The organism is Arthrobacter rhizophilus (genome assembly GCF_026241105.1).
Lineage (GTDB): Bacteria > Actinomycetota > Actinomycetes > Actinomycetales > Micrococcaceae > Arthrobacter.
This window is the reverse complement of the sequence record NZ_JAPFFT010000009.1, coordinates 99,197-117,387: the sequence shown is the minus strand read 5'-3', so window position 1 is coordinate 117,387 and position 18,191 is coordinate 99,197. Positions and strand designations below refer to the sequence as shown.

Annotated in this window: 19 protein-coding genes and 1 tRNA gene; 6 read left to right on the top strand and 14 right to left on the bottom strand. The window is 63.0% G+C overall.

What is annotated here, in order from left to right; all coding sequences use genetic code 11:
• Window positions 1–84 precede the first annotated feature (84 nt).
• The 7 genes from OOZ51_RS09965 to OOZ51_RS09935 form a co-directional block, all read right to left on the bottom strand.
• Window positions 85–1,236 carry a GNAT family N-acetyltransferase gene (locus tag OOZ51_RS09965; protein WP_416346369.1) on the bottom strand — a complete coding sequence of 384 codons (1,152 nt, stop codon included), beginning with the start codon at window positions 1,234–1,236 and terminating at the stop codon, window positions 85–87.
• The gene (locus tag OOZ51_RS09960; protein WP_265979289.1) at window positions 1,215–2,297 is read right to left on the bottom strand and encodes a GNAT family N-acetyltransferase; all 1,083 of its coding nucleotides are present in this window, start codon (window positions 2,295–2,297) and stop codon (window positions 1,215–1,217) included. The genes OOZ51_RS09965 and OOZ51_RS09960 overlap by 22 nt, the downstream gene beginning before the upstream one ends.
• Before the next feature lie 170 nt (window positions 2,298–2,467).
• Entirely contained in the window at window positions 2,468–3,175 is a 708-nt protein-coding gene (rplA, locus tag OOZ51_RS09955; RefSeq protein WP_234749040.1) for a 50S ribosomal protein L1, read from the bottom strand.
• A 226-nt stretch (window positions 3,176–3,401) separates the two neighbouring features.
• The gene (rplK, locus tag OOZ51_RS09950; RefSeq protein WP_028265119.1) at window positions 3,402–3,830 is read right to left on the bottom strand and encodes a 50S ribosomal protein L11; all 429 of its coding nucleotides are present in this window, start codon (window positions 3,828–3,830) and stop codon (window positions 3,402–3,404) included.
• A gap of 129 nt (window positions 3,831–3,959) precedes the next feature.
• On the bottom strand, window positions 3,960–4,823 hold the full coding sequence (gene nusG / locus OOZ51_RS09945) for a transcription termination/antitermination protein NusG (RefSeq protein ID WP_265979287.1): 864 nt from the start codon (window positions 4,821–4,823) through the stop codon (window positions 3,960–3,962).
• A gap of 114 nt (window positions 4,824–4,937) precedes the next feature.
• The gene (secE, locus tag OOZ51_RS09940; protein WP_265979286.1) at window positions 4,938–5,219 is read right to left on the bottom strand and encodes a preprotein translocase subunit SecE; all 282 of its coding nucleotides are present in this window, start codon (window positions 5,217–5,219) and stop codon (window positions 4,938–4,940) included.
• Window positions 5,220–5,302: 83 nt separating this feature from the next.
• Window positions 5,303–5,375 (bottom strand) — tRNA-Trp (locus tag OOZ51_RS09935).
• Window positions 5,376–5,683: 308 nt separating this feature from the next.
• Between OOZ51_RS09935 and OOZ51_RS09930 the strand changes: the two genes are divergently transcribed.
• A complete protein-coding gene (locus OOZ51_RS09930) occupies window positions 5,684–6,913 on the top strand; it encodes a pyridoxal phosphate-dependent aminotransferase (protein WP_265979285.1) in 1,230 nt (409 codons plus the stop codon).
• A gap of 133 nt (window positions 6,914–7,046) precedes the next feature.
• On the opposite strand, the gene OOZ51_RS09925 is transcribed toward OOZ51_RS09930, so the two are convergent.
• Both OOZ51_RS09925 and OOZ51_RS09920 read right to left on the bottom strand, forming a co-directional pair.
• Window positions 7,047–7,733, bottom strand: coding sequence for a LuxR C-terminal-related transcriptional regulator (locus tag OOZ51_RS09925; protein WP_265979284.1), 687 nt, complete (start codon window positions 7,731–7,733; stop codon window positions 7,047–7,049).
• Window positions 7,730–9,157 (bottom strand): ATP-binding protein, encoded by a 1,428-nt coding sequence (locus OOZ51_RS09920; protein ID WP_265979283.1) that lies wholly within the window; start codon window positions 9,155–9,157, stop codon window positions 7,730–7,732. The genes OOZ51_RS09925 and OOZ51_RS09920 overlap by 4 nt, the downstream gene beginning before the upstream one ends.
• A 124-nt stretch (window positions 9,158–9,281) precedes the next feature.
• On the opposite strand from OOZ51_RS09920, the gene OOZ51_RS09915 reads away from it, so the two are divergent.
• The 5 genes from OOZ51_RS09915 to OOZ51_RS09895 all read left to right on the top strand — a co-directional run bounded on the left by OOZ51_RS09915 (window position 9,282) and on the right by OOZ51_RS09895 (window position 13,517).
• Window positions 9,282–10,829 carry a PspC domain-containing protein gene (locus tag OOZ51_RS09915; RefSeq protein WP_265979281.1) on the top strand — a complete coding sequence of 516 codons (1,548 nt, stop codon included), beginning with the start codon at window positions 9,282–9,284 and terminating at the stop codon, window positions 10,827–10,829.
• 1 nt (window position 10,830) lies between these two features.
• The gene (locus tag OOZ51_RS09910; protein WP_265979279.1) at window positions 10,831–11,136 is read left to right on the top strand and encodes a hypothetical protein; all 306 of its coding nucleotides are present in this window, start codon (window positions 10,831–10,833) and stop codon (window positions 11,134–11,136) included.
• Between the two features lie 45 nt (window positions 11,137–11,181).
• Window positions 11,182–11,439 (top strand): PspC domain-containing protein, encoded by a 258-nt coding sequence (locus OOZ51_RS09905; protein ID WP_265979277.1) that lies wholly within the window; start codon window positions 11,182–11,184, stop codon window positions 11,437–11,439.
• A gap of 246 nt (window positions 11,440–11,685) precedes the next feature.
• Window positions 11,686–12,711 (top strand): ATP-dependent 6-phosphofructokinase, encoded by a 1,026-nt coding sequence (locus OOZ51_RS09900; protein ID WP_265979275.1) that lies wholly within the window; start codon window positions 11,686–11,688, stop codon window positions 12,709–12,711.
• A 74-nt stretch (window positions 12,712–12,785) separates the two neighbouring features.
• Window positions 12,786–13,517, top strand: a complete 732-nt coding sequence (locus OOZ51_RS09895) for a GNAT family N-acetyltransferase (RefSeq protein ID WP_265979273.1) — start codon at window positions 12,786–12,788, stop codon at window positions 13,515–13,517.
• Window positions 13,518–13,595: 78 nt separating this feature from the next.
• Here the strand turns inward: OOZ51_RS09895 and OOZ51_RS09890 are convergent, their stop codons facing one another.
• The 5 genes from OOZ51_RS09890 to OOZ51_RS09870 form a co-directional block, all read right to left on the bottom strand.
• Window positions 13,596–15,137, bottom strand: a complete 1,542-nt coding sequence (locus OOZ51_RS09890; protein ID WP_265979271.1) for a DHA2 family efflux MFS transporter permease subunit — start codon at window positions 15,135–15,137, stop codon at window positions 13,596–13,598.
• 54 nt (window positions 15,138–15,191) lie between these two features.
• A complete protein-coding gene (locus tag OOZ51_RS09885) occupies window positions 15,192–15,752 on the bottom strand; it encodes a PadR family transcriptional regulator (protein WP_265979270.1) in 561 nt (186 codons plus the stop codon).
• A gap of 141 nt (window positions 15,753–15,893) precedes the next feature.
• Complete coding sequence (locus OOZ51_RS09880) at window positions 15,894–16,307, bottom strand: ankyrin repeat domain-containing protein (protein WP_265979268.1); 414 nt, start codon at window positions 16,305–16,307, stop codon at window positions 15,894–15,896.
• Complete coding sequence (ygfZ, locus tag OOZ51_RS09875; RefSeq protein WP_265979266.1) at window positions 16,304–17,389, bottom strand: CAF17-like 4Fe-4S cluster assembly/insertion protein YgfZ; 1,086 nt, start codon at window positions 17,387–17,389, stop codon at window positions 16,304–16,306. The genes OOZ51_RS09880 and ygfZ overlap by 4 nt, the downstream gene beginning before the upstream one ends.
• 22 nt (window positions 17,390–17,411) lie before the next feature.
• Window positions 17,412–18,134, bottom strand: coding sequence for a flavodoxin family protein (locus OOZ51_RS09870; protein WP_265979264.1), 723 nt, complete (start codon window positions 18,132–18,134; stop codon window positions 17,412–17,414).
• Window positions 18,135–18,191 lie beyond the last annotated feature (57 nt).

Sequence of the window (18,191 nt, the reverse complement as noted above, 5' to 3'; positions counted from 1 at the left end):
CAGAGGAGTGGATTCCCATCAACCGACGGTCTTTGGTAGTTCAAGCTTACGGGACGGGCAAGTGCATCACCAAATCACGCCGGCTCACTCGGAGGAGGTAACCTTCGGTCCCATGTCCGGCAGCTCCTTTTGCCAAAGCCCCGTGACTCCTGCCGTGGTAAATCCCAATTGCTTGTTCACTGTCAGCAGGTACCGATTTTCCGGGGCATTCCAGGTGTAGATCACCCGAGCGTCCGGGAACTGCTCGCTGAGGCGCTGCATGTTGGCGACCTTGATGAGGAGTCCGAGCTTGTTTCCCCGGTGCTCCTGCAGGACGATCGTGTCGTCTTGGAAGACGACATCCTGACGTTGCGCCAGGACGCCAATAGTAGTGAGTCCAACGATGCGCCGGCTGGCGACGTGCTCGACGGCGGTGACCACCGTTCGGCGCCCCTGCGCGATCGCGGCGTCTTCCGCCTGACGCAGGACACCGGCGTCGAACACTAACTGCTGCTGCTCAGCCTCAGCGGTGTCGCCGCCCTCCGACACAACTTCGCCGGCAGCGTTCTCCAGCGCGGCCACGGCCTCGAGCCATTGCTCCGGGCAACGGTCCGTCCAGTGGTGGACGCGGTACCGGCCTGCATTCGCATCCGCTGCTTCGGCCTCGAGCTCGGCGACGAGCTTCGAGTCCAGCGGGAGGGCGCAGGAACTGAATTGTTCGATGTGCTGGAGTGTGTAGCCGGTACGCCGGGCGAAGTCGACCTCCCGGCTGGCCAGTGGGACGAACCCGAGGCCGCTGCCAGGCACCAATTGTTCATCGACACCCCCGCGCAAGGACGCGGCGGGGTGGTTGGTGTCCACCATGATCATCGTCCTGCCCTCGCTCTTGGCGAAATGTTCGGCGGCCTCAAGAAGCTGCCGCCCTACCCCCCTGCGTTGGAACTCCGGGAGGATATCGAGGGTGAATTCCGCCAGGTCCATGTTGTCGGCAAGCGGGAGCGCGATGTCGACCGTGCCGACGATGCGGCCGTCGACACGGGCCACAAGAATGACTTGGCGTTCGTAAGGATCTGCCAGTTCGAGCAGTTTCTCCAAGGGCGTGTAGGCGAGGTCGTCGCTCCCCCAGATCTGCATCCGGACTTTGCGGCTGACTTCCACGGCGGCGAGGAAATCCTTCGCGTCATCGGCGTCAAGGGAATCCGGAATCCAGAGTTGGCCGATCTCCACCGTGCTCGTCATTTGGTCCTCTTTTGCCATTCGCCGTCGTATCCCACCGGTCGGAAGCCGAGCTGTACGTTGATGGCCAGCATATGTTCGTTTTCCTCGGCGTTAAAAGTCATGACGCGTTGGACAGCCGGATATTCTGATTGCAGCCGCCTCAGGTTCACCAATTTCACGAGCATCCCCAGTCCGTGGCCTCGGTGCGGGCTTGCCACCAAGGTGTCGTCCTGATCAGCCATCCACGGCTTCGCAGGATCGAGGTAAATCACGGTGTAAGCGGCGAGTTCCCCCGTTGGGCGATGTTGCGCAGCTGCCACAAGCGCGGTCTGGCCCTCGGCGAGGGTAGTGTCCTCAAGTTGCCTGACGCGTGCCGCGTCCCAAGCCTCTGCCTCAATCTCAAGGCCTCCCGCGGGAGTATCCGTGCTCATGCGGCCCATGAGAACCGCCATCTGCTCCACGTATTCGCCGGGGCAACGGTTCGTCCAACCGAGGACCCTGTATGCGGCATCCGCTTTGGAATGCGCCGTGAACTCAAGGTTCACCCACTCCGCGTTATGGTCCATTTCCAGTCTGTTGAACCTGCTTGTCTGTTCCAGGCTGTATCCGTTCTTGAGGCAGAAGGCGATGCCCGGACCATCTCCGGGAACTCCCGTGGCCGGGGCAAGGGGCCCGGCCCCTCCGAAGCCGACGGGGTGTTCGGTGTGCGCCTGCAGGACATGCCTTCCCTCTGCCTTCGCGACCTCCTCCACGGTGCGGAGCAATGCGGTTCCGATTCCAAGCCGGCGGTATCTCTGCAGGACATCTACATGCAGCCACGCGGTGCCGACGTTGTCTCTGACCGGAACGTGGCAGGAAGCGTAGCCAACGATGCCTCCGTCAACCCGCGCAAGAAAGTTCCTGGATACCTCGTAGGGGGTGTCGCGCCATCCAGCAAGCCAGACCGGCGCCGACGATGCCCTTTCCAAGTTTCCCCAAGTTTCCATCACCATTGCGTCCATCGCGGACGAGAGTTCCCGGAACTCCTCGCCATCCCGCCTTTCCAAGGACTCCGGCAGATGGAACTCATGGATGCTGAAGTCCGGGGGCTGGCCTGTCATGTCCTCAGCCTAATCAGCGGCCGCCAGCCGCGATAGGTGCCTGACGCCGGGAGGCGCCGGCCGCCGTCGTACGCTTCACCATGCCGCGAAGGCAGCTCCCCAAGCGGACAAACGAAAGGACCGCCCGGCGATTGCCGGACGGTCCTTTCAGAGTCGATGCTCCCTGTGGCTTACGCCTCGGTGAGAACCTTGGTGACGTTCGGGTCAACGGAGATGCCCGGGCCGAACGTGGTGGCGACTGTAGCCTTCTGGATGTAGCGGCCCTTGGAAGCGGACGGCTTCAGGCGAAGCACCTCTTCCAGAGCGGCTGCGTAGTTCTCGGCCAGCTTCAGCTCGTCGAAGGAAACCTTGCCGATGATGAAGTGCAGGTTCGAGTGCTTGTCGACGCGGAAGTCGATCTTGCCACCCTTGATGTCGTTGACAGCCTTGGTGACGTCTGCGGTCACGGTACCGGTCTTCGGGTTCGGCATGAGGTTACGCGGGCCGAGGACCTTACCGAGGCGGCCAACCTTGCCCATGAGGTCAGGGGTTGCCACTGCGGCGTCGAAGTCGGTCCAGCCTGCTGCGATCTTTTCGATCAGGTCATCGGAACCAACGAAGTCGGCGCCTGCAGCGATTGCTGCTTCGGCCTTGTCGCCCGTTGCGAAAACCAGGACGCGGGCAGTCTTACCCGTGCCGTGCGGCAGGTTGACGGTGCCGCGGACCATCTGGTCGGCCTTACGCGGGTCAACGCCCAAACGGAAAGCAACCTCAACGGTGGCGTCGAACTTGGACGGGTTGGTGTCCTTGGCGAGCTTGATGGCTTCGAACGGGGCGTAGAACTTGTCTGCCTCGATCTTGGCTACGGCTGCCTCATATGCTTTGCTGCGCTTTGCCATGCTGCTTATTCTCCTTGTGCAGTTGTGGTCTGCGGACCGCGCTGGGCCCTGCCACAGTTGGAAATCCGGCGTGGATCTCCAACATTTTCAATATTTCAATGGTGCCGGTTTCCGGCGGTTGAAGGCTGGTATCGGCCTTCGACGGTATCTATTTGTCGAAAATCCGCGGGACTCACTTCCGGCGAGTGCTTCGTTCCTCAGCCCTCACCGTCCGTTCATTCCTCGACTATTCGACGGTGATGCCCATGGAGCGTGCGGTGCCGGCGATGATCTTGGCAGCACCCTCAAGGCTGGTGGCGTTGAGGTCTTCCATCTTGGTGGTGGCGATCTCGTTAACCTGTGCCTGGGTCAGCTTGGCAACCTTGACGGTGTGCGGCGTGGCCGAACCCTTGGCAACCCCTGCAGCTTTCTTGATGAGCTCTGCAGCCGGCGGGGTCTTGGTGATGAAGGTGAAGGAGCGGTCTTCGTAGACCGTGATTTCAACCGGGATAACGTTTCCGCGCTGGGCTTCCGTCGCAGCGTTGTACGCCTTGCAGAATTCCATGATGTTGACACCGTGCTGGCCAAGCGCAGGACCGATTGGCGGGGCCGGGTTGGCGGCACCTGCCTGGATCTGCAGCTTGATGAGGCCGGTGACCTTCTTCTTGGGAGCCAATGTAGGTCCTTCTCTCAATAACTTCCTAGGACACAGGAGCGTGCCTCAGGTTTGTGGCCGCCATGGCAAGGCGACCGACCGCTCCGTGGCTGCTAAGCCGGCAACCACGGGGCGAAATTCTGGGATCAACTAGATCTTGGAGACCTGGTTGAATGCGAGCGTAACCGGGGTTTCGCGTTCGAAGATCGACACCAGAACCACAAGCGTCTGGGAATCCATCTTGATCTCGGAGATCGTTGCGGGAAGGGTCTCGAACGGACCTTCCTTGACGATGACCGACTCTCCGACCTCGAAGTCGATGTCCACCGGGGTCTGGTGCTGCTTGTTGACCGGCTTGCCCTTCTCGGCCTGCTGCTCTTCGAAGACCGGAGCCAGCATGGAGAAGACCTCGTCGAGGCGAAGAGGGACGGGGTTGTGGGCGTTACCCACGAAGCCGGTGACCCCCGGGGTGTGGCGAACGGCGCCCCAGGATGCGTCAGTCAGGTCCATGCGGACGAGGACGTAACCCGGAATGCGCACGCGGTTGATGATCTTACGCTGGGCGTTCTTGATCTCGACCACTTCCTCCATGGGCACCTGGATTTCGAAGATGTAATCTTCCATGTCCAGGGTCTGGATGCGGGTCTCAAGGTTGGCCTTGACGCGGTTTTCGTAGCCGGCGTAGGAGTGGATGACGTACCAGTCACCTTCCTGGCGGCGAAGCTTGGCCTTGAACTCGTCAGCGGGGTCGGCGGGCGCTACAGCTGCAGCGGCGGCCAGGGCGTCGGCGTCGTCGGAAGACTCGTCGGCGTCGGCGTCGGACTCATCCTGGTCGGCGTCGTCGGAAGACTCGTCGGCGTCGGACTCATCCTGGTCGGCGTCGTCGACGTCGGCAGTTTCGGGCGCAGCAGAATCGACCTCGGACCCTTCCGTGGCGTCAGCCGCGGCGTGGTCCGTACTTTCAGCCGGCCCATCCAGCTCAGTCTCAGTTACCTCGAGCTCCTGCTCAGACACTTGGTCTCCTGCTTCCTCATTGCCTAACATGCCTATTTAAATGGCTCAATTCCGCAAACCCTGTGAAATCCCCTGATTTTCCGGGAATTCCACGTGGTTTACGGACTGATCCGCCTAGTGGTTCGTGGTGCCAGTAGCGCCGAAAACCCATTTGATTCCCGTACCGAAAGCCAGGTCCAGGATGGTGACGACAAGCATCATGATGGCCACGAACACCAGCACCACGAGCGTGTAGTTGACCAGTTCCTTACGGGTGGGGGCAACGACCTTCTTGAGCTCACCAATTACCTGGCGGACAAAAAGTGCAATTCGAGCGAAGAGGCCGGAATCGGACTTCTTGGCAGGGCGGCCCTTCGAGCTGCTCGCAGCTGTTTCGGTCACCTGATCCTCACTCATTCTATGCAAACGTCGTTGACCCGACTCTGATCAGAGCCATGGTTGCTGCGCTTGTTCCAAGGAGAACCCCGGAACAGCCTGCGCAGGGCAGACAGGACTCGAACCTGCAACCTGCGGTTTTGGAGACCGCTGCGCTACCAATTGCGCCACTACCCTATGGAACGAATCCATATTTGGCCGCAGTCCATCGAAGCCTAGGACCCCCTGGGAGCAGGAGATTCCGGACCCAGTCTGGGGCGCGAACCATTGTGATGTTTTTCAACACCGGTGAACCAGTCTACGCAACAACGTCGCGATAGTCGAACCGGGTCATTTCCGGAGTGTTCAGGCCGTCCCGCTCGTGTGATCAGCCTTAACTGTCACTTTCCCGCTGTTAGCCTGATAGCTCCGCAGAACAGCATAAAGTAGATTCCGTCGAATCCCACCATCCAGCTCATGAGCTGCCAGCGAAGAACGGTGTTTTAATGTCTGCCGGAATACCTGCCGCCCGCATTTCACAGCGAATTTCCGCCATCGCCGAATCCGCCACCCTTGCCGTTGACGCCAAGGCCAAGGCGCTCAAGGCAGCGGGTCGTCCCGTGATTGGCTTCGGCGCCGGGGAGCCTGACTTCCCGACACCCGACTACATCGTGAAGGCCGCCGTCGAAGCCGCCGCCCAACCGAAGTACCACCGCTACTCCCCCGCAGCTGGTCTGCCGGAACTGAAGCAGGCCATTGCGGAAAAGACGTTCCGTGATTCCGGCTACAAAGTCGACGCTTCCCAGGTGATGGTCACCAATGGCGGCAAGCAGGCTGTCTACAACACCTTCGCCACACTTGTTGACCCGGGCGACGAGGTCATCATCCCCACGCCTTTCTGGACTACCTACCCGGAGGCAATCCGCTTGGCCGGAGGCGTGCCTGTTGAGGTCTTCGCCGGCCCGGAGCAGGGTTACCTCGTCACCGTGGAGCAGCTTGAGGCCGCGGTCACGGACAAGACGAAGATCCTGCTTTTCGTCTCCCCGTCCAACCCCACCGGTGCCGTCTACAGCGCCGAACAGGTGGCAGAGATCGGAAAATGGGCGGCGGCCAAGGGCCTCTGGGTCGTCACCGACGAAATCTATGAGCACCTGACCTACGACGGCGTGCCCTTCACCTCGATTGCCACCGCCGCCCCCGAGCTCGGCGACAAGGTGGTAATCCTCAACGGTGTGGCCAAGACTTATGCGATGACCGGATGGCGCGTCGGATGGATGATCGGCCCGGCCGATGTCATCAAGGCCGCCACAAACCTCCAGTCGCACTCGACGTCGAACGTTTCAAACATCATGCAGATCGCGGCCCTGGCCGCAGTCTCCGGTCCGCTGACCGCCGTCGACGAGATGAAGATTGCCTTCGACCGCCGCCGGAAGGCGATTGTCGCTGGACTGAACGCGATCGAGGGTGTGGAATGCCCGACGCCGGCTGGCGCCTTCTACGTGTACGCCGACGTCCGCGGGCTGCTGGGTAAGGAATTCCCGACGTCGAATGGTCCTGTCCGTCCATCAACATCTGCGGAGCTTGCGTCGCTGATCCTCGACGAAGTTGAAGTCGCAGTCGTTCCGGGCGAGGCTTTCGGCCCCTCAGGTTACGTGCGCTTGTCCTACGCCCTGGGTGACGAGGACCTCGCCGAGGGCGTTCGACGCCTGCAGGAGTTCCTCGGCCAGGCCAAGTAGCCTTTCGCCTGCACAAACGCTCGCTCACCTTGAGATAAAGGTGAGCGAGCGTTCGGGTTTAAGTCACCACAGGTGAGCGAGCGTCCGGGTTTAAGGCACCACAGGTGAGCGAGCGTTTGGGTTTGAGCGAGCGTCAGAGGAGGCGGCGCTGGGCGGCCCATTTCGTCAGTTCGTGGCGGCTGGAGAGCTGGAGCTTGCGCAGCACCGCGGAGACATGGGTTTCCACGGTCTTGATCGAAATGAACAGTTCCTTGGCAACCTCCTTGTAGCTGTAGCCTCGCGCGATGAGGCGCATGACTTCCAGTTCCCTGGCGGAGAGGCGGTCCAGTTCGTCGTCGGCGATCTCCGCAGGTGAAGTCCCGAACGCATCCAACACAAAACCTGCCAGCCGCGGCGAGAAGACCGCGTCGCCGTCGGCCACGCGGATCACGGCGTCGGAGATCTCCAGGCCGGAAATGGTCTTGGTAACGTAGCCGCGTGCCCCGGCCCGGATGACGGCAACCACGTCCTCGGCGGCGTCGGACACGCTCAGGGCCAGGAAACTGGTACTCCCCCGCAACGGGGCGGACGCGCTAATGACCTCCCGCCCGCCGCCGCCAAGGCCACCGGGCAAGTGAACGTCAAGCAGGACCACTTCCGGATGAGCCTCGGCAATGACGGCGATGGCTTGCTCCACGGTTCCCGCTTCGCCCACCACCTCGATCCTGGAATCGAGATCGGCCTTGAGGCCGGAACGGAAAATGGCATGATCGTCCACGATCACTACCCGGACCGTCCGCTGTGACTGTTCTGGCCGAAATTGTTCTGCAGGGCCGTTCATGTTCTGGTCTCTCCGTTTCGGTTCTCTGCTTTGTCGGCGTACTCGACGGGCAGCTTCAGGCGGACCTCGGTGCCCTCTGAGCTGCTGCTGATGACTGCGGTACCTCCGTGACGTTTCATCCGGCCGATGATTGATTCTTTGACGCCAAGCCGATCTTCCGGGACGGCATCCGGGTCAAAGCCCGGACCTCGATCCCTGACGAAAACCTCGCTGCCCGTGTCCGAGCTCTCGAGATAGACGGACACGGCTCCGCCGCCATGCCGGGCCGCATTGTGCATGGCCTCCCGGGCCGCCAGAACGAGGGCTTCGTGCCTGTCCGTCATGGCCGCGTCCCCTACGCTGACAACGTCCACCGCGTGCCCATGCGCGTCCTCCACCTCGGCTGCGGCTGCAGCAATCCGCTCTGCCAGGAGTCCCGAGTCCTTGGCCGAGTCCCTGTACAGCCACGTGCGAAGTTCACGCTCCTGGGCACGTGCCAGGCGGATCACGTCTTGCTCGGAACCGGCACGACGCTGGATCAAGGCAAGCGTCTGCAGCACCGAGTCGTGCAGATGGGCTGCGATCTCGGCCCGCTCGGTCTCCCGCACGCGTCCTGCACGCTCGGTTTCAAGGTCCTTCCAGAATTTCAGGCCCCACGGCAGCAGCACCAGGGCAACGCCACCCAACACCGCGATCGAAGCCAGCAGCGCGAGCCAGGTCTGCTCCCACGAGCCTGAACCGGACACCATCACCAACACTCCAGCAACCACCAGCGCGAGTCCTGCAGCGAGGCGGACCCACCCGCCGGCTTGGTCCGCCTTCGTCTTGTCCACCAGTCCGGCCCTGCGCGTCTCATCCAGTTGCATCCACGCGATCGCCGCGCCACCAAGAATGGCTGCAGCCGGGATCAGGGTGCCGAGGGGGACCTCGACGCCGAACTGCCGGGCGATGAGGATCGCAGCCACGAGAAGGAGACCTGCCCCCAGCAGGATCTCTTTCCCGTACTGGATGCGCCGAACCCTGAACCAGGAAGCGAATACGGGAGCAGGGCTGGACTGCGGCAGCGGCTGCGCGCCGACGTCGGGCGCCCTTACGTTGACACCGTTGGGGACTCCTTGAGCCCACGCAGGCGGAGTCCAACTGGGCGCCGGCGCTGCCCCCGCGGCTGGCGCGGGGCCCGCGAACGGAGGCAGGCTCACCGCGGGAGCAATGGGCGACGCCGGGCGGCGGCTATTGCGGCGGGCGCTCTCATCGGCCGTAGGCACCATAACCCAAAGCCAAGCGTAGAAAGCCAGGCCGGCACCGCCGGCAAACGAAGCGAGGACCATCCCGAGCCGGACGTACTTCACGGGCCAGCCCAAGTGGTCGGCCAGGCCGATGCACACCCCCGCAATGATGCGGTCGCTGCTGCGGACCAGCGGCGGGCGTTGGGTGGCGATTGTCATGAATCCATCCAAACACGGATCAAGGCCTTCGACGCTGGAAGCAGGGCATCTCAGGGGGCCACTCAGGGAACGTTCAGGGTATCCCCTAATAGAACGGAAGGTCGCCGGACGGCAAGATCGAAGTATGAATCCGAACAGCATGAATCCAGAGGAATCCGCACACCCAGCGGATCCCGGGCAACCCGAGGAATCCAAGCAAGCCGGGGAAACCGGCTCGCCGGAAGAACCCGTCCGGCCAAGCGCCGGCAGCGCCGGTGGTAGTGGATTCGGCGCACCGTACTACGCAGTGCCCGCACCCCCACAGAACTTTTTCACCTGGATCCGAAGCCGAGGCATCAGCCGCGGCCAGGACCGATGGATGGGCGGCGTGGCCAGCGGCATCGCCCACCGCTTCGGCATCGATCCCTTGATCGTCCGCGGCATCTTCATCGTCCTGACCGTCTTCGCCGGCATCGGCATCCTGCTCTACGGCATCGCCTGGGCCCTCCTACCCGAACCCGATGGCCGCATCCACGCCCAGGAAGCGGGGGCAGGCCGGTGGTCTGCAGGCATGACCGGTGCCCTGATCACCACCATCATCGGATTGCCAGGCCTCGGCCGCGGATTCTGGGGATGGGGTTGGAACGGCCTTCCGGGGCTCTTCTGGACGCTGTTCTGGGTAGGCGGCGTCATCTACCTGATCTACTTCCTGGTCCAGCGCAATAAATTCCGCAACGGAGCACGAGCCATGGGAACCCAACACAATGCACCTGCTCCGGGCACCCCAGGCAGGGTCGGCACCCCGGGCGGCAGCTACGGCGCAGCGCAGGGCACCTCATATGAAAGCGGCATGCACGGGTACGGCGCTGTATCGGCGTCGGGCACGGTGCCGCCGTCGGGCACGGTGCCGCCGTCGGGCGCTGGTTATTCCGCGCCCCCCAACACCGGACAGTACGGGGCTGGCACCTACGGGACCGGCGGACCCGCTACTCCTTCTGGCCCCTTCAATCCTGCGGGGCCGTACCCGCCGGGTGGCGGATCCAACCGGCCCCAGCGGCCGAAGCGGCAGGGACCGGGCGCGGCTATCGTAGCCGTCTCCGCGGGGGCGGCCCTGCTGGCCGGAGGAACGCTCAAGCTGCTCGACGCCGGCTACGTCATCCACCTCGGCGACGCCGCCAACGCGGTGGTTTGGGCCACGGGCGCCGGAGTCCTCGGCCTCGGAATCCTGGTTGCCGGGCTTCGCGGCCGCACGTCGGGACTGCTCGGAGTCCTTGCCATCGCGGCGCTGGTGATCGGGGGCATCTTCAACGTCGCACCCAATGCCGACCACTTCCGTCTCCAGAATGGTCAATGGAATCCCGTGAGCATCGACGATGCCCGCAAAGGCTTCGACATTACGGGAGCCAATGGGACCGTTGACTTGACCAAGCTAAACCTGAGCGCACCGCTGGGCTCCGACGTCGTGGTTCCGATGGACGTGACCGCCAGCAACATCAAACTCCTCATCCCGGCGAACGTGCCGGTGGAAGTCCAAGCGGACATGACCTTCGCAAACCTCAAGCAGGACGGCAGCGCCGTCACCCAAAGCAACGGCGGTACCCGGGACAGCTTCAACACTGACAAGCCCGGCGCCAAGCTGGTCGTCAAGCTCAACGGCACCTTCAGTAACGTCACCGTCCAGGAAGGAAACTGACATGAGCGCGCACGAACCTACGCGGGCATTTGAAACCGGCCAGTCAGCATCTGAGCCCGTAGCGCAAACTGCCGGCGCCAAGGTTGGCACCGTGGTCTGGGGATTGATCGTCTTGGCACTCGCAGCCTTGATCATCATTTCGAAGCTCGGCCTCGTGGCCCTGAACGGCAACTTTGTGCTAATCGGGCTCATGATCGGGGCCGGCGCGGCACTCGTGATCGGCGGCCTTTTGTCGGCCCGCTCGCGAAAGGGCAACGGGTCCGGCTCCGGCTCCCGCTCCCGGGCCACCGATACCGACCATCAGTAGCAACCAGCACGTGACAAAGCGGCCACAACAGGGAAGGCTCTAGCCATGAACAAGTTCTTCAGCATCGTACGGGGCATCGGCCTGAAGCGCGGTCCACAGCGTTGGCTCGGAGGGGTTTGCGGCGGCATCGCCGCCAAACTGAATGTGGACGTGGCCTACGTACGCGTTGGCTACCTTCTCTTCTGCCTTCTACCCGGGCCCGCCGTGGTGATCTACGTAGTGGCGTGGCTGCTGCTTCCCAACCAGAGCGGCGTCATTGCGCTGGAAACTTTCCTCAACCAACGTTCGCAAGGCAAGAAATAGACCAGCCCGGCCCAGAGGATTCACTGGGCTAGCCGGGTTCACGCCAGCGCTCCGCCACTCTGGCGGGGCGCTGGTCGTTTACCCGGTCCTTAAGCTCGGCTCTTGGGCGAGATTTCCACACTGTTTCAAAAGTCTCATCCCCGCGCTGGTCATGGTTTGTGTCCCACCCCACATTGCCGCCTACAATCGTTGTGAGCTCAGCGTGGCGCTCTACACGTATACCTCCTAGCCAGGATTTGAGCCCTCATGAAAATTGGAATCCTTACCAGCGGTGGCGACTGCCCCGGACTCAACGCGGTTATCCGTGGCGCCGTCCTCAAGGGAATTGCCATTCACGGCCAGGAATTCGTCGGTTTCCGGGACGGTTGGCGAGGCGTTGTGGAGGGCGACGTCATCGACATTCCCCGCACCATGGTCCGCGGTATCGCCAAGCAGGGTGGAACAATCCTCGGTACGTCCCGCACCAACCCGTTCGAGAACGGCGGCGGCCCGGATGTCATCAAGGCCCACATGGACCGCCTCGGCATCGACGCCATCATTGCCATCGGCGGCGAAGGCACCCTGGCCGCCGCGAAGCGCCTCACCGATGCCGGGTTGAAAATCGTTGGCGTTCCCAAGACTGTGGACAACGACCTCGACGCCACCGACTACACCTTCGGGTTCGATACCGCTGTCCAGATCGCCACGGAGGCCATCGACCGGTTGCGCACCACCGGAGAATCGCACCACCGCTGCATGATCGCTGAGGTCATGGGCCGCCACGTGGGCTGGATCGCCCTGCACGCGGGCATGGCTGCAGGCGCTCACGCTATTTTGATCCCCGAGCAGAAGGTCAGCATCGAGCAGATCACGGAGTGGGTCCAGGAGGCCCACGATCGTGGCCGCGCACCCTTGATTGTTGTTGCCGAAGGCTTTGTTCCCGACCATATGGATTCCCCGCACTCCGAGCGCGGACTGGATACTTTCGGCCGGCCCCGCCTGGGCGGCATCGCGGACCAGCTAGCTCCGGAAATCGAAGCCCGGACCGGGATCGAAACCCGCGCCACGATCCTGGGCCACATCCAGCGCGGCGGCGTCCCGTCCGCGTTTGACCGCGTTCTGGCCACCCGTTTGGGGATGGCAGCCATTGATTCCGTGGTGGAAGGGCGCTGGGGAACCATGGTGGCCCTGAAAGGCACGGACATCGAGCACGTGGGTTTCGAAGCTGCCCTGGGCAAGCTCAAGACCGTTCCGCAGAACCGCTACGACGAGGCCGCGGTCCTGTTCGGCTAGACCGGATCCGGAAAGGGCAAGCAGGCGGTGCCTGCTTGCCCTTTCCTTTCGTGGAACTGCCTAGACTCGATGTCATGGAACTTGATGCGGGATCGGCCGAAATTGTGCTGCTGGCCTGGGCCCGGCATTTAGGGTTCAACGACGAAGCCTTCAGTTTCGTCCCTGGCTCGCCTGCGGCCCGCACCGGGGAGCGGTTGGTCATGGAAGACGAGAACGCTGAATCCATCACCTTCGTGCGGCTCTTTGGCCGCTCCGCCCTGGTGGCTCCGGCATGGGCGGCGGCTGCCGCCGTCGAGCTCTCGGACGAACAGCTGAGCGAGCATTCCGCGTTGTTGGGACTCAGCCGCGAGCAAGGGGGCCATGGCCTCGGAACATCCGCGTTGCTCTTCGCCGACGACCTTCCCCTCTTCCAACCTGGCGGCGAAGTCACTGTGTCCCACGGCCATCCCGAGGCGATCGAGTTGGAGGGCAGATGCCCTCCGGACGACGTCAATGAAGTCCACCTTTCAAGGATGGAGCACCATTTCACGGTGATGGATGGCAACGATCCGGGCCGCAAGCCCGTGGCTTGCGGAGCCTACGCCGAATGGCAGGGGATCCTCGCAGATATGGGAGTCCTGGTGCCGCCGGAATTGCGGCGTCAAGGGCTGGGGACTTTGGCCGCCTCGATCGCGGCCCACGAGGCCCTCGCCTCCGGCCTGACGCTGCAGTGGCGAACGGCGCTGGACAACCGGGGGTCGCTGGCCTTGGCGCGAAGGCTGGGATTCGTCGACGGCGGTATCCAGACTTCCGTGCTGCTTCGCTAACGCTCTCGATCGGCCGCGATTTGGCAGAAGATGCCCCCAAAATCGCATTTAAGGGCACCTTCTGCCAGTTCGCGCGGGCTAACGGCTGCCCTGGCTGCCGTCCTGCGAAACGGTCTCAGGCTTGACATCGGCAACACCCGCCGGGGAACCCCAACCCTGGACGGCTTTAGGTTTGCCGAACAACAACGCTGCTACTGCGCCCAGCAGAATCGCGAAGGCGGGCAGCAAGACCGACTGGCTCATCGCCGTCGAGAAGCCGTCATGCAGGAATTCAGGCAACTTGCCGGTGAATCCACCCTCGCCGGCCGGGGCTGCGCCTGGAGGAGCCGCCGGCAGCTCGGCTGCGAGCCGGGACTGGATCAGGGCGGCAATCGCGGCCGATCCCAGTACCGCACCGATCTGGCGCGTCGTGTTGAAGACACCGGAACCGGCACCCGCCGAGCGGGGCGGGAGGTTGCGGGTGGTGGCGTTGGAGACCGGGCCCCAAATGAAACCGTTGGCCACACCCTGGAGGGCGCTGGGCAGCAGGAACATCCAGATGGGGGTGTCCGGCTTCAAGAGCGTCGAGGTCCAGAAGAGTGCCCCGGACAGGCAGACGAGGCCGAATGCGGCGAACCACCGCGGGTTGATCCGGTCGATCAGCTTGCCAACGAAAGGTGCCAGCGCACCGGAGATCACGGCCATGGGGATCATGAGCAACGCTGACTGCGTGGGAGTCAGTCCGCGGACCACTTGGTAGTAGAAGATCGTGGGGAGCGGGAACGCAGTGATGGTGAAGCCCACCGCCATGATGGTGGTGTTGCCCAGCGAGAAGTTGCGGTCCTTGAACAGTCCCAGGGGCAGCAAGGGCTCGCCGCCGCGTCGCTCAAGCAGCCACTGCCACAGGACAAACGCGGCCAGGACAACAAGGCCCGTGATGATCAGGCCCCACACCGTAATGGCTCCGGTAACAGTGCCCCACTTGTAGCTCTGGCCCTCTTGTATGCCGAAGACCAGCAGGAACATGCCGGCGGCGGACAGCAGCACACCCACGACGTCGAACTTGTGGCTGTGCGTGGTCAGCTTCGGGACCAGGCGGGTCACGAGGACAAACGCGACGATGCCGATGGGAACGTTGACGAAGAAGATCCACTGCCAGCCGAGGCCGTCAACCAGCACGCCGCCGAGGATCGGGCCCACGAGGATTGCCATGCCGGCTGTGGCTCCCCAGAGGCCCATGGCTGCGCCCCGGCGGTCCGGCGGGAAGATCCGGGTGATGACGGCCATGGTTTGAGGAGTCATCATGGCTGCGCCGATGCCCTGAACCACCCTGGCCATGATCAGCGTGCCGATGTCGCCTGAAAGCCCGCACCACAGCGAAGCAAGGGTGAAGACGACAAGGCCGATCAGGTACAGGTTCTTGGGCCCGAAGCGGTCACCGAGCCTGCCGGTGATCAGCAACGGCACCGCGTATGCGAGGAGGTAGGCGCTCGTCACCCAGATGACGGCGTTGATATCGGTGTGGAGGCCCTCCATGATCCGCGGGTTTGCCACGGAAACGATGGTGGTGTCGATCAGGATCATGAAGAACCCGACCACGAGGGACCACAGTGCCGGCCACGGTTTAGTTACGTTTTCCATGGGATTCCTTTGACTGTGCTGAATTTCTTGCAAGATGGTGCGTTGGAGGGGCAGCTACCATGGCAACTGCCCGCTGCGGAGATCATCCTGGAAGCCGCGGATCCAGTCGATTTCCGTACGCAGCATTGACTGTTGGTACTTGATATCGATCCAGAACTTCGGCTCGACGCCCTTGGCGGCGACTGCTTCTTCACCACGAAGCAGGAAGTCGAGTTGGTCTTGCAGGTTCGCTACCCGGTGGTCCAGGAGTTCGAGCACGACGCCGGAGGGCAGGTTGTGTGCCTCGGCTATCGCATGCGGGAAGCTCGGGTATTCGTTCACGGGTTCCGCCAGCATGCCCTGGAGGCGCTCGGTCAACGCCTCCCGGCCAGCTCCGGTGATCCGGTAGGTTGTGCGCTCGGGCCGGTTGCCGGCGCGGTCAATACCAGTCGCCTCCACGAAGCCACTATCTTCCAGGCGCCCCACTGCGTGGTAGAGCGTCCCCGGCCGCACCTTGACCAGGCGATCCTCGTGGCGCGCCATCAGGAGTTGGTACATCTCGTAAGGGTGCATGGGAGCCTCGACAAGGAGTGCAAGTGCAGCGACCCCAAGTGGAGTCAGTGCGGCTCGTGCCATTTTTCATCCTCCGTGCGAACTATTCCACAACAACTATTCCACATGGAATAATAGATCGCAAAGCGGCCGCCACGAGACAGCCAACAAGCGCAAGCAAGACCCTGCTGCCCTGTGCCGGCCTGCTGACCGGCCATCCCTGGCCTATCCGAGCAGTGCGAGAATCTCCGTGCGGGCAAACATCCTTGCGGCGTCGCGCGCTGTGGGGACTCCGGCGTCGGGATCTGCTCCGGCGTCAATGAGCACCCGGGCTACTTCCGTGTAACCCTTGAAAACTGCGCCTGCCAGCGGGGTCTGGCCGCGGTCGTTCGCGGCGTTCGCGTCGGCACCATGGTAGAGCAGAAGCTGAACGGTCTCAGGGTGGCCGTGGTACGCCGCCAGCATCAGGAGTGAATCACCCGCGGCGTTGCTCATTCCAGCCGGCGCACCGGCATTGAGGTAGCTGCGCAAGAGCTCGGAGTTGCCCTCCCGGGCGGCATCGAGCAACGTATGCGCCAAGGCAATGGCCTCGTCATCGGCACCCGTTGCTTGGGCTTCAGCGCCCGTTGTTTCGCTCATCGGTGGGGTCCCTTCAGGAATCCGGTTTGGCGTCCCACCACCTGTCCGGCGTCGGGCGCAACGATTACTTCCTGGGCGGCCGGGTAGGGTTCCTCACCATCCAGGACTGTCAGTACTTCATGCGGATCCACAGACCGCTTGATGAGCGCGAGCCCGACTGCTCCCATTTCGAAGTGCTGGGCCACGGAAGTCAGCGTACCCACCTTGCGTTCCCCGGCAAATACGACGCTGCCTGCCGCCGGGAGGGTGTGCTGCGAGCCGTCCAGTTGCAGGAAGACAAGCCGCCGGGGCGGGTGTCCCAGGTTGTGGACGCGGGCGATGGTTTCCTGCCCCTTGTAGCAGCCCTTGTTCAAATGGACCGATGTCCGCAGGAGATCGAGCTCGTGCGGGATGGTCTTCTCGTCCGTCTCCGCGCCGAGGCGTGGACGCCAGGCGGCAATGCGGAGCGCCTCCGCGGCCAACGAGCCAGCGAGGGCCATGCCTTCAACGGCCGCTTCTAGCTCGCCCGCGGGAATGAGGTACTCGAACCAGGGACGCTCAAGGCCGGGATGGGAGCTTTCCTCCACCACGCTGTAGGAATAGCCGCCGACGCCGATATGCGGCCACGGGTCTTCCCAAACGAGCCGTCCGGACCAGGCGTCGACGGCCTTGGTGGAACCGACGACGGCCCAATCGGCCGATACGTCAGCCACTTCGACCCGCAACATGAATCGCATTTTGTTGAGCCACTCGGCCAGCGGGGCAGCCTCGGCGGCTTCGACCAACAGCCAGGTGGTTTCGCCGTCGTCCACCACGCGGGCATCAAACTCGATGCGGCCCTGGATGGTGAGGAGCAGCAGCTCACTTGAGACGCCAGGCTGAAGGCTAGTCAGTTGCTGCGAGGACAGCGTGTTGAGCCAGCTGAGACGGTCCGGTCCGGTGACCGTGACAACCCCGCGATAGGAAAGATCGACGACGGCGGTGCCGGCGGCCAGCGCGCGCTGCTCCCGCAGAGGCTCGCCGTAATGGGCCGCGACGCCGGAGTCCTCGCCGCCGCCTTCTACAGCTCCGGGGCGCGACAATAGGGGGCTCTTGTAAGTCATATGTAGTAGAAGTCCTTGGGGCTCAGCGGTATTCCGGGTTTTCAAAATCGAAGCGTGTGCCGGCTTTCCACTCCTCCGGGAGGTTGCCGTAGGCGGGAATCCCACCCGCGTCCTTGAGCATCCGCGCGTAGTGGAGCAGGTTCCAGGTCATGAACGTGGTGTTCCGGTTGGTGAAGTCGCTCTCAGGGCCGCCGGATCCTTCGTCGAGGTAGCTTGGGCCAGGACCGACGGCGCCGATCCAGCCGGCATCAGCCTGTGGCGGAATGGTGAAACCGACATGCTGAAGGCTGTACAGGACGTTCATGGCGCAATGTTTGATGCCGTCCTCGTTGCCGGTAATCAGGCAGCCGCCGACTTTCGGATAGTAGGCCCACTGGCCTTTGCTGTTGAGCTGGCCCGAATGGGCGTAGAGACGTTCGATGAGCTTCTTGGTCTGGGAGGAGTTGTCGCCGAGCCAGATGGGGCCGGCCACCACCACGATGTCGGCTTCCAGCACCGCCGGATAAAGTTCCGGCCATTCGTCCGTGGCCCAGCCGTGTTCGCGCATGTCGGGATACACTCCGGCGGCAATGTCGTGGTCCACCGTGCGGATCACCCGCGTGCTGACGCCCTGCTTCTCCATGATGCCCCGGCTGATGGATATCAGGCCGTCGGTATTGCTCACCTGTGGGGATGGCTTGAGCGTCCCGTTGAAGAACACAGCCTTGAGATCGTCATAGCTGGCAGGTTTTGCTGCTTCGTTCACGTGCTGCTCCTTTGTTGGATCGAGCTGCGAAACGGGACGTTCGGTGAGACCTTTTTT

Coding starts and splice junctions, on each gene's coding strand:
- OOZ51_RS09880 (WP_265979268.1), bottom strand. CDS start 16,307: ATGAGCGAAACAACGGGCGCTGAAGCCCAAGCAACGGGTGCCGATGAC.
- OOZ51_RS09920 (WP_265979283.1), bottom strand. CDS start 9,157: ATGACAATCGCCACCCAACGCCCGCCGCTGGTCCGCAGCAGCGACCGC.
- OOZ51_RS09915 (WP_265979281.1), top strand. CDS start 9,282: ATGAATCCGAACAGCATGAATCCAGAGGAATCCGCACACCCAGCGGAT.
- ygfZ (WP_265979266.1), bottom strand. CDS start 17,389: ATGACTTACAAGAGCCCCCTATTGTCGCGCCCCGGAGCTGTAGAAGGC.
- OOZ51_RS09900 (WP_265979275.1), top strand. CDS start 11,686: ATGAAAATTGGAATCCTTACCAGCGGTGGCGACTGCCCCGGACTCAAC.
- OOZ51_RS09910 (WP_265979279.1), top strand. CDS start 10,831: ATGAGCGCGCACGAACCTACGCGGGCATTTGAAACCGGCCAGTCAGCA.
- OOZ51_RS09905 (WP_265979277.1), top strand. CDS start 11,182: ATGAACAAGTTCTTCAGCATCGTACGGGGCATCGGCCTGAAGCGCGGT.
- OOZ51_RS09960 (WP_265979289.1), bottom strand. CDS start 2,297: ATGACAGGCCAGCCCCCGGACTTCAGCATCCATGAGTTCCATCTGCCG.
- OOZ51_RS09890 (WP_265979271.1), bottom strand. CDS start 15,137: ATGGAAAACGTAACTAAACCGTGGCCGGCACTGTGGTCCCTCGTGGTC.
- secE (WP_265979286.1), bottom strand. CDS start 5,219: ATGAGTGAGGATCAGGTGACCGAAACAGCTGCGAGCAGCTCGAAGGGC.
- OOZ51_RS09885 (WP_265979270.1), bottom strand. CDS start 15,752: ATGGCACGAGCCGCACTGACTCCACTTGGGGTCGCTGCACTTGCACTC.
- rplA (WP_234749040.1), bottom strand. CDS start 3,175: ATGGCAAAGCGCAGCAAAGCATATGAGGCAGCCGTAGCCAAGATCGAG.
- OOZ51_RS09930 (WP_265979285.1), top strand. CDS start 5,684: ATGTCTGCCGGAATACCTGCCGCCCGCATTTCACAGCGAATTTCCGCC.
- OOZ51_RS09925 (WP_265979284.1), bottom strand. CDS start 7,733: ATGAACGGCCCTGCAGAACAATTTCGGCCAGAACAGTCACAGCGGACG.
- OOZ51_RS09965 (WP_416346369.1), bottom strand. CDS start 1,236: ATGGCAAAAGAGGACCAAATGACGAGCACGGTGGAGATCGGCCAACTC.
- OOZ51_RS09895 (WP_265979273.1), top strand. CDS start 12,786: ATGGAACTTGATGCGGGATCGGCCGAAATTGTGCTGCTGGCCTGGGCC.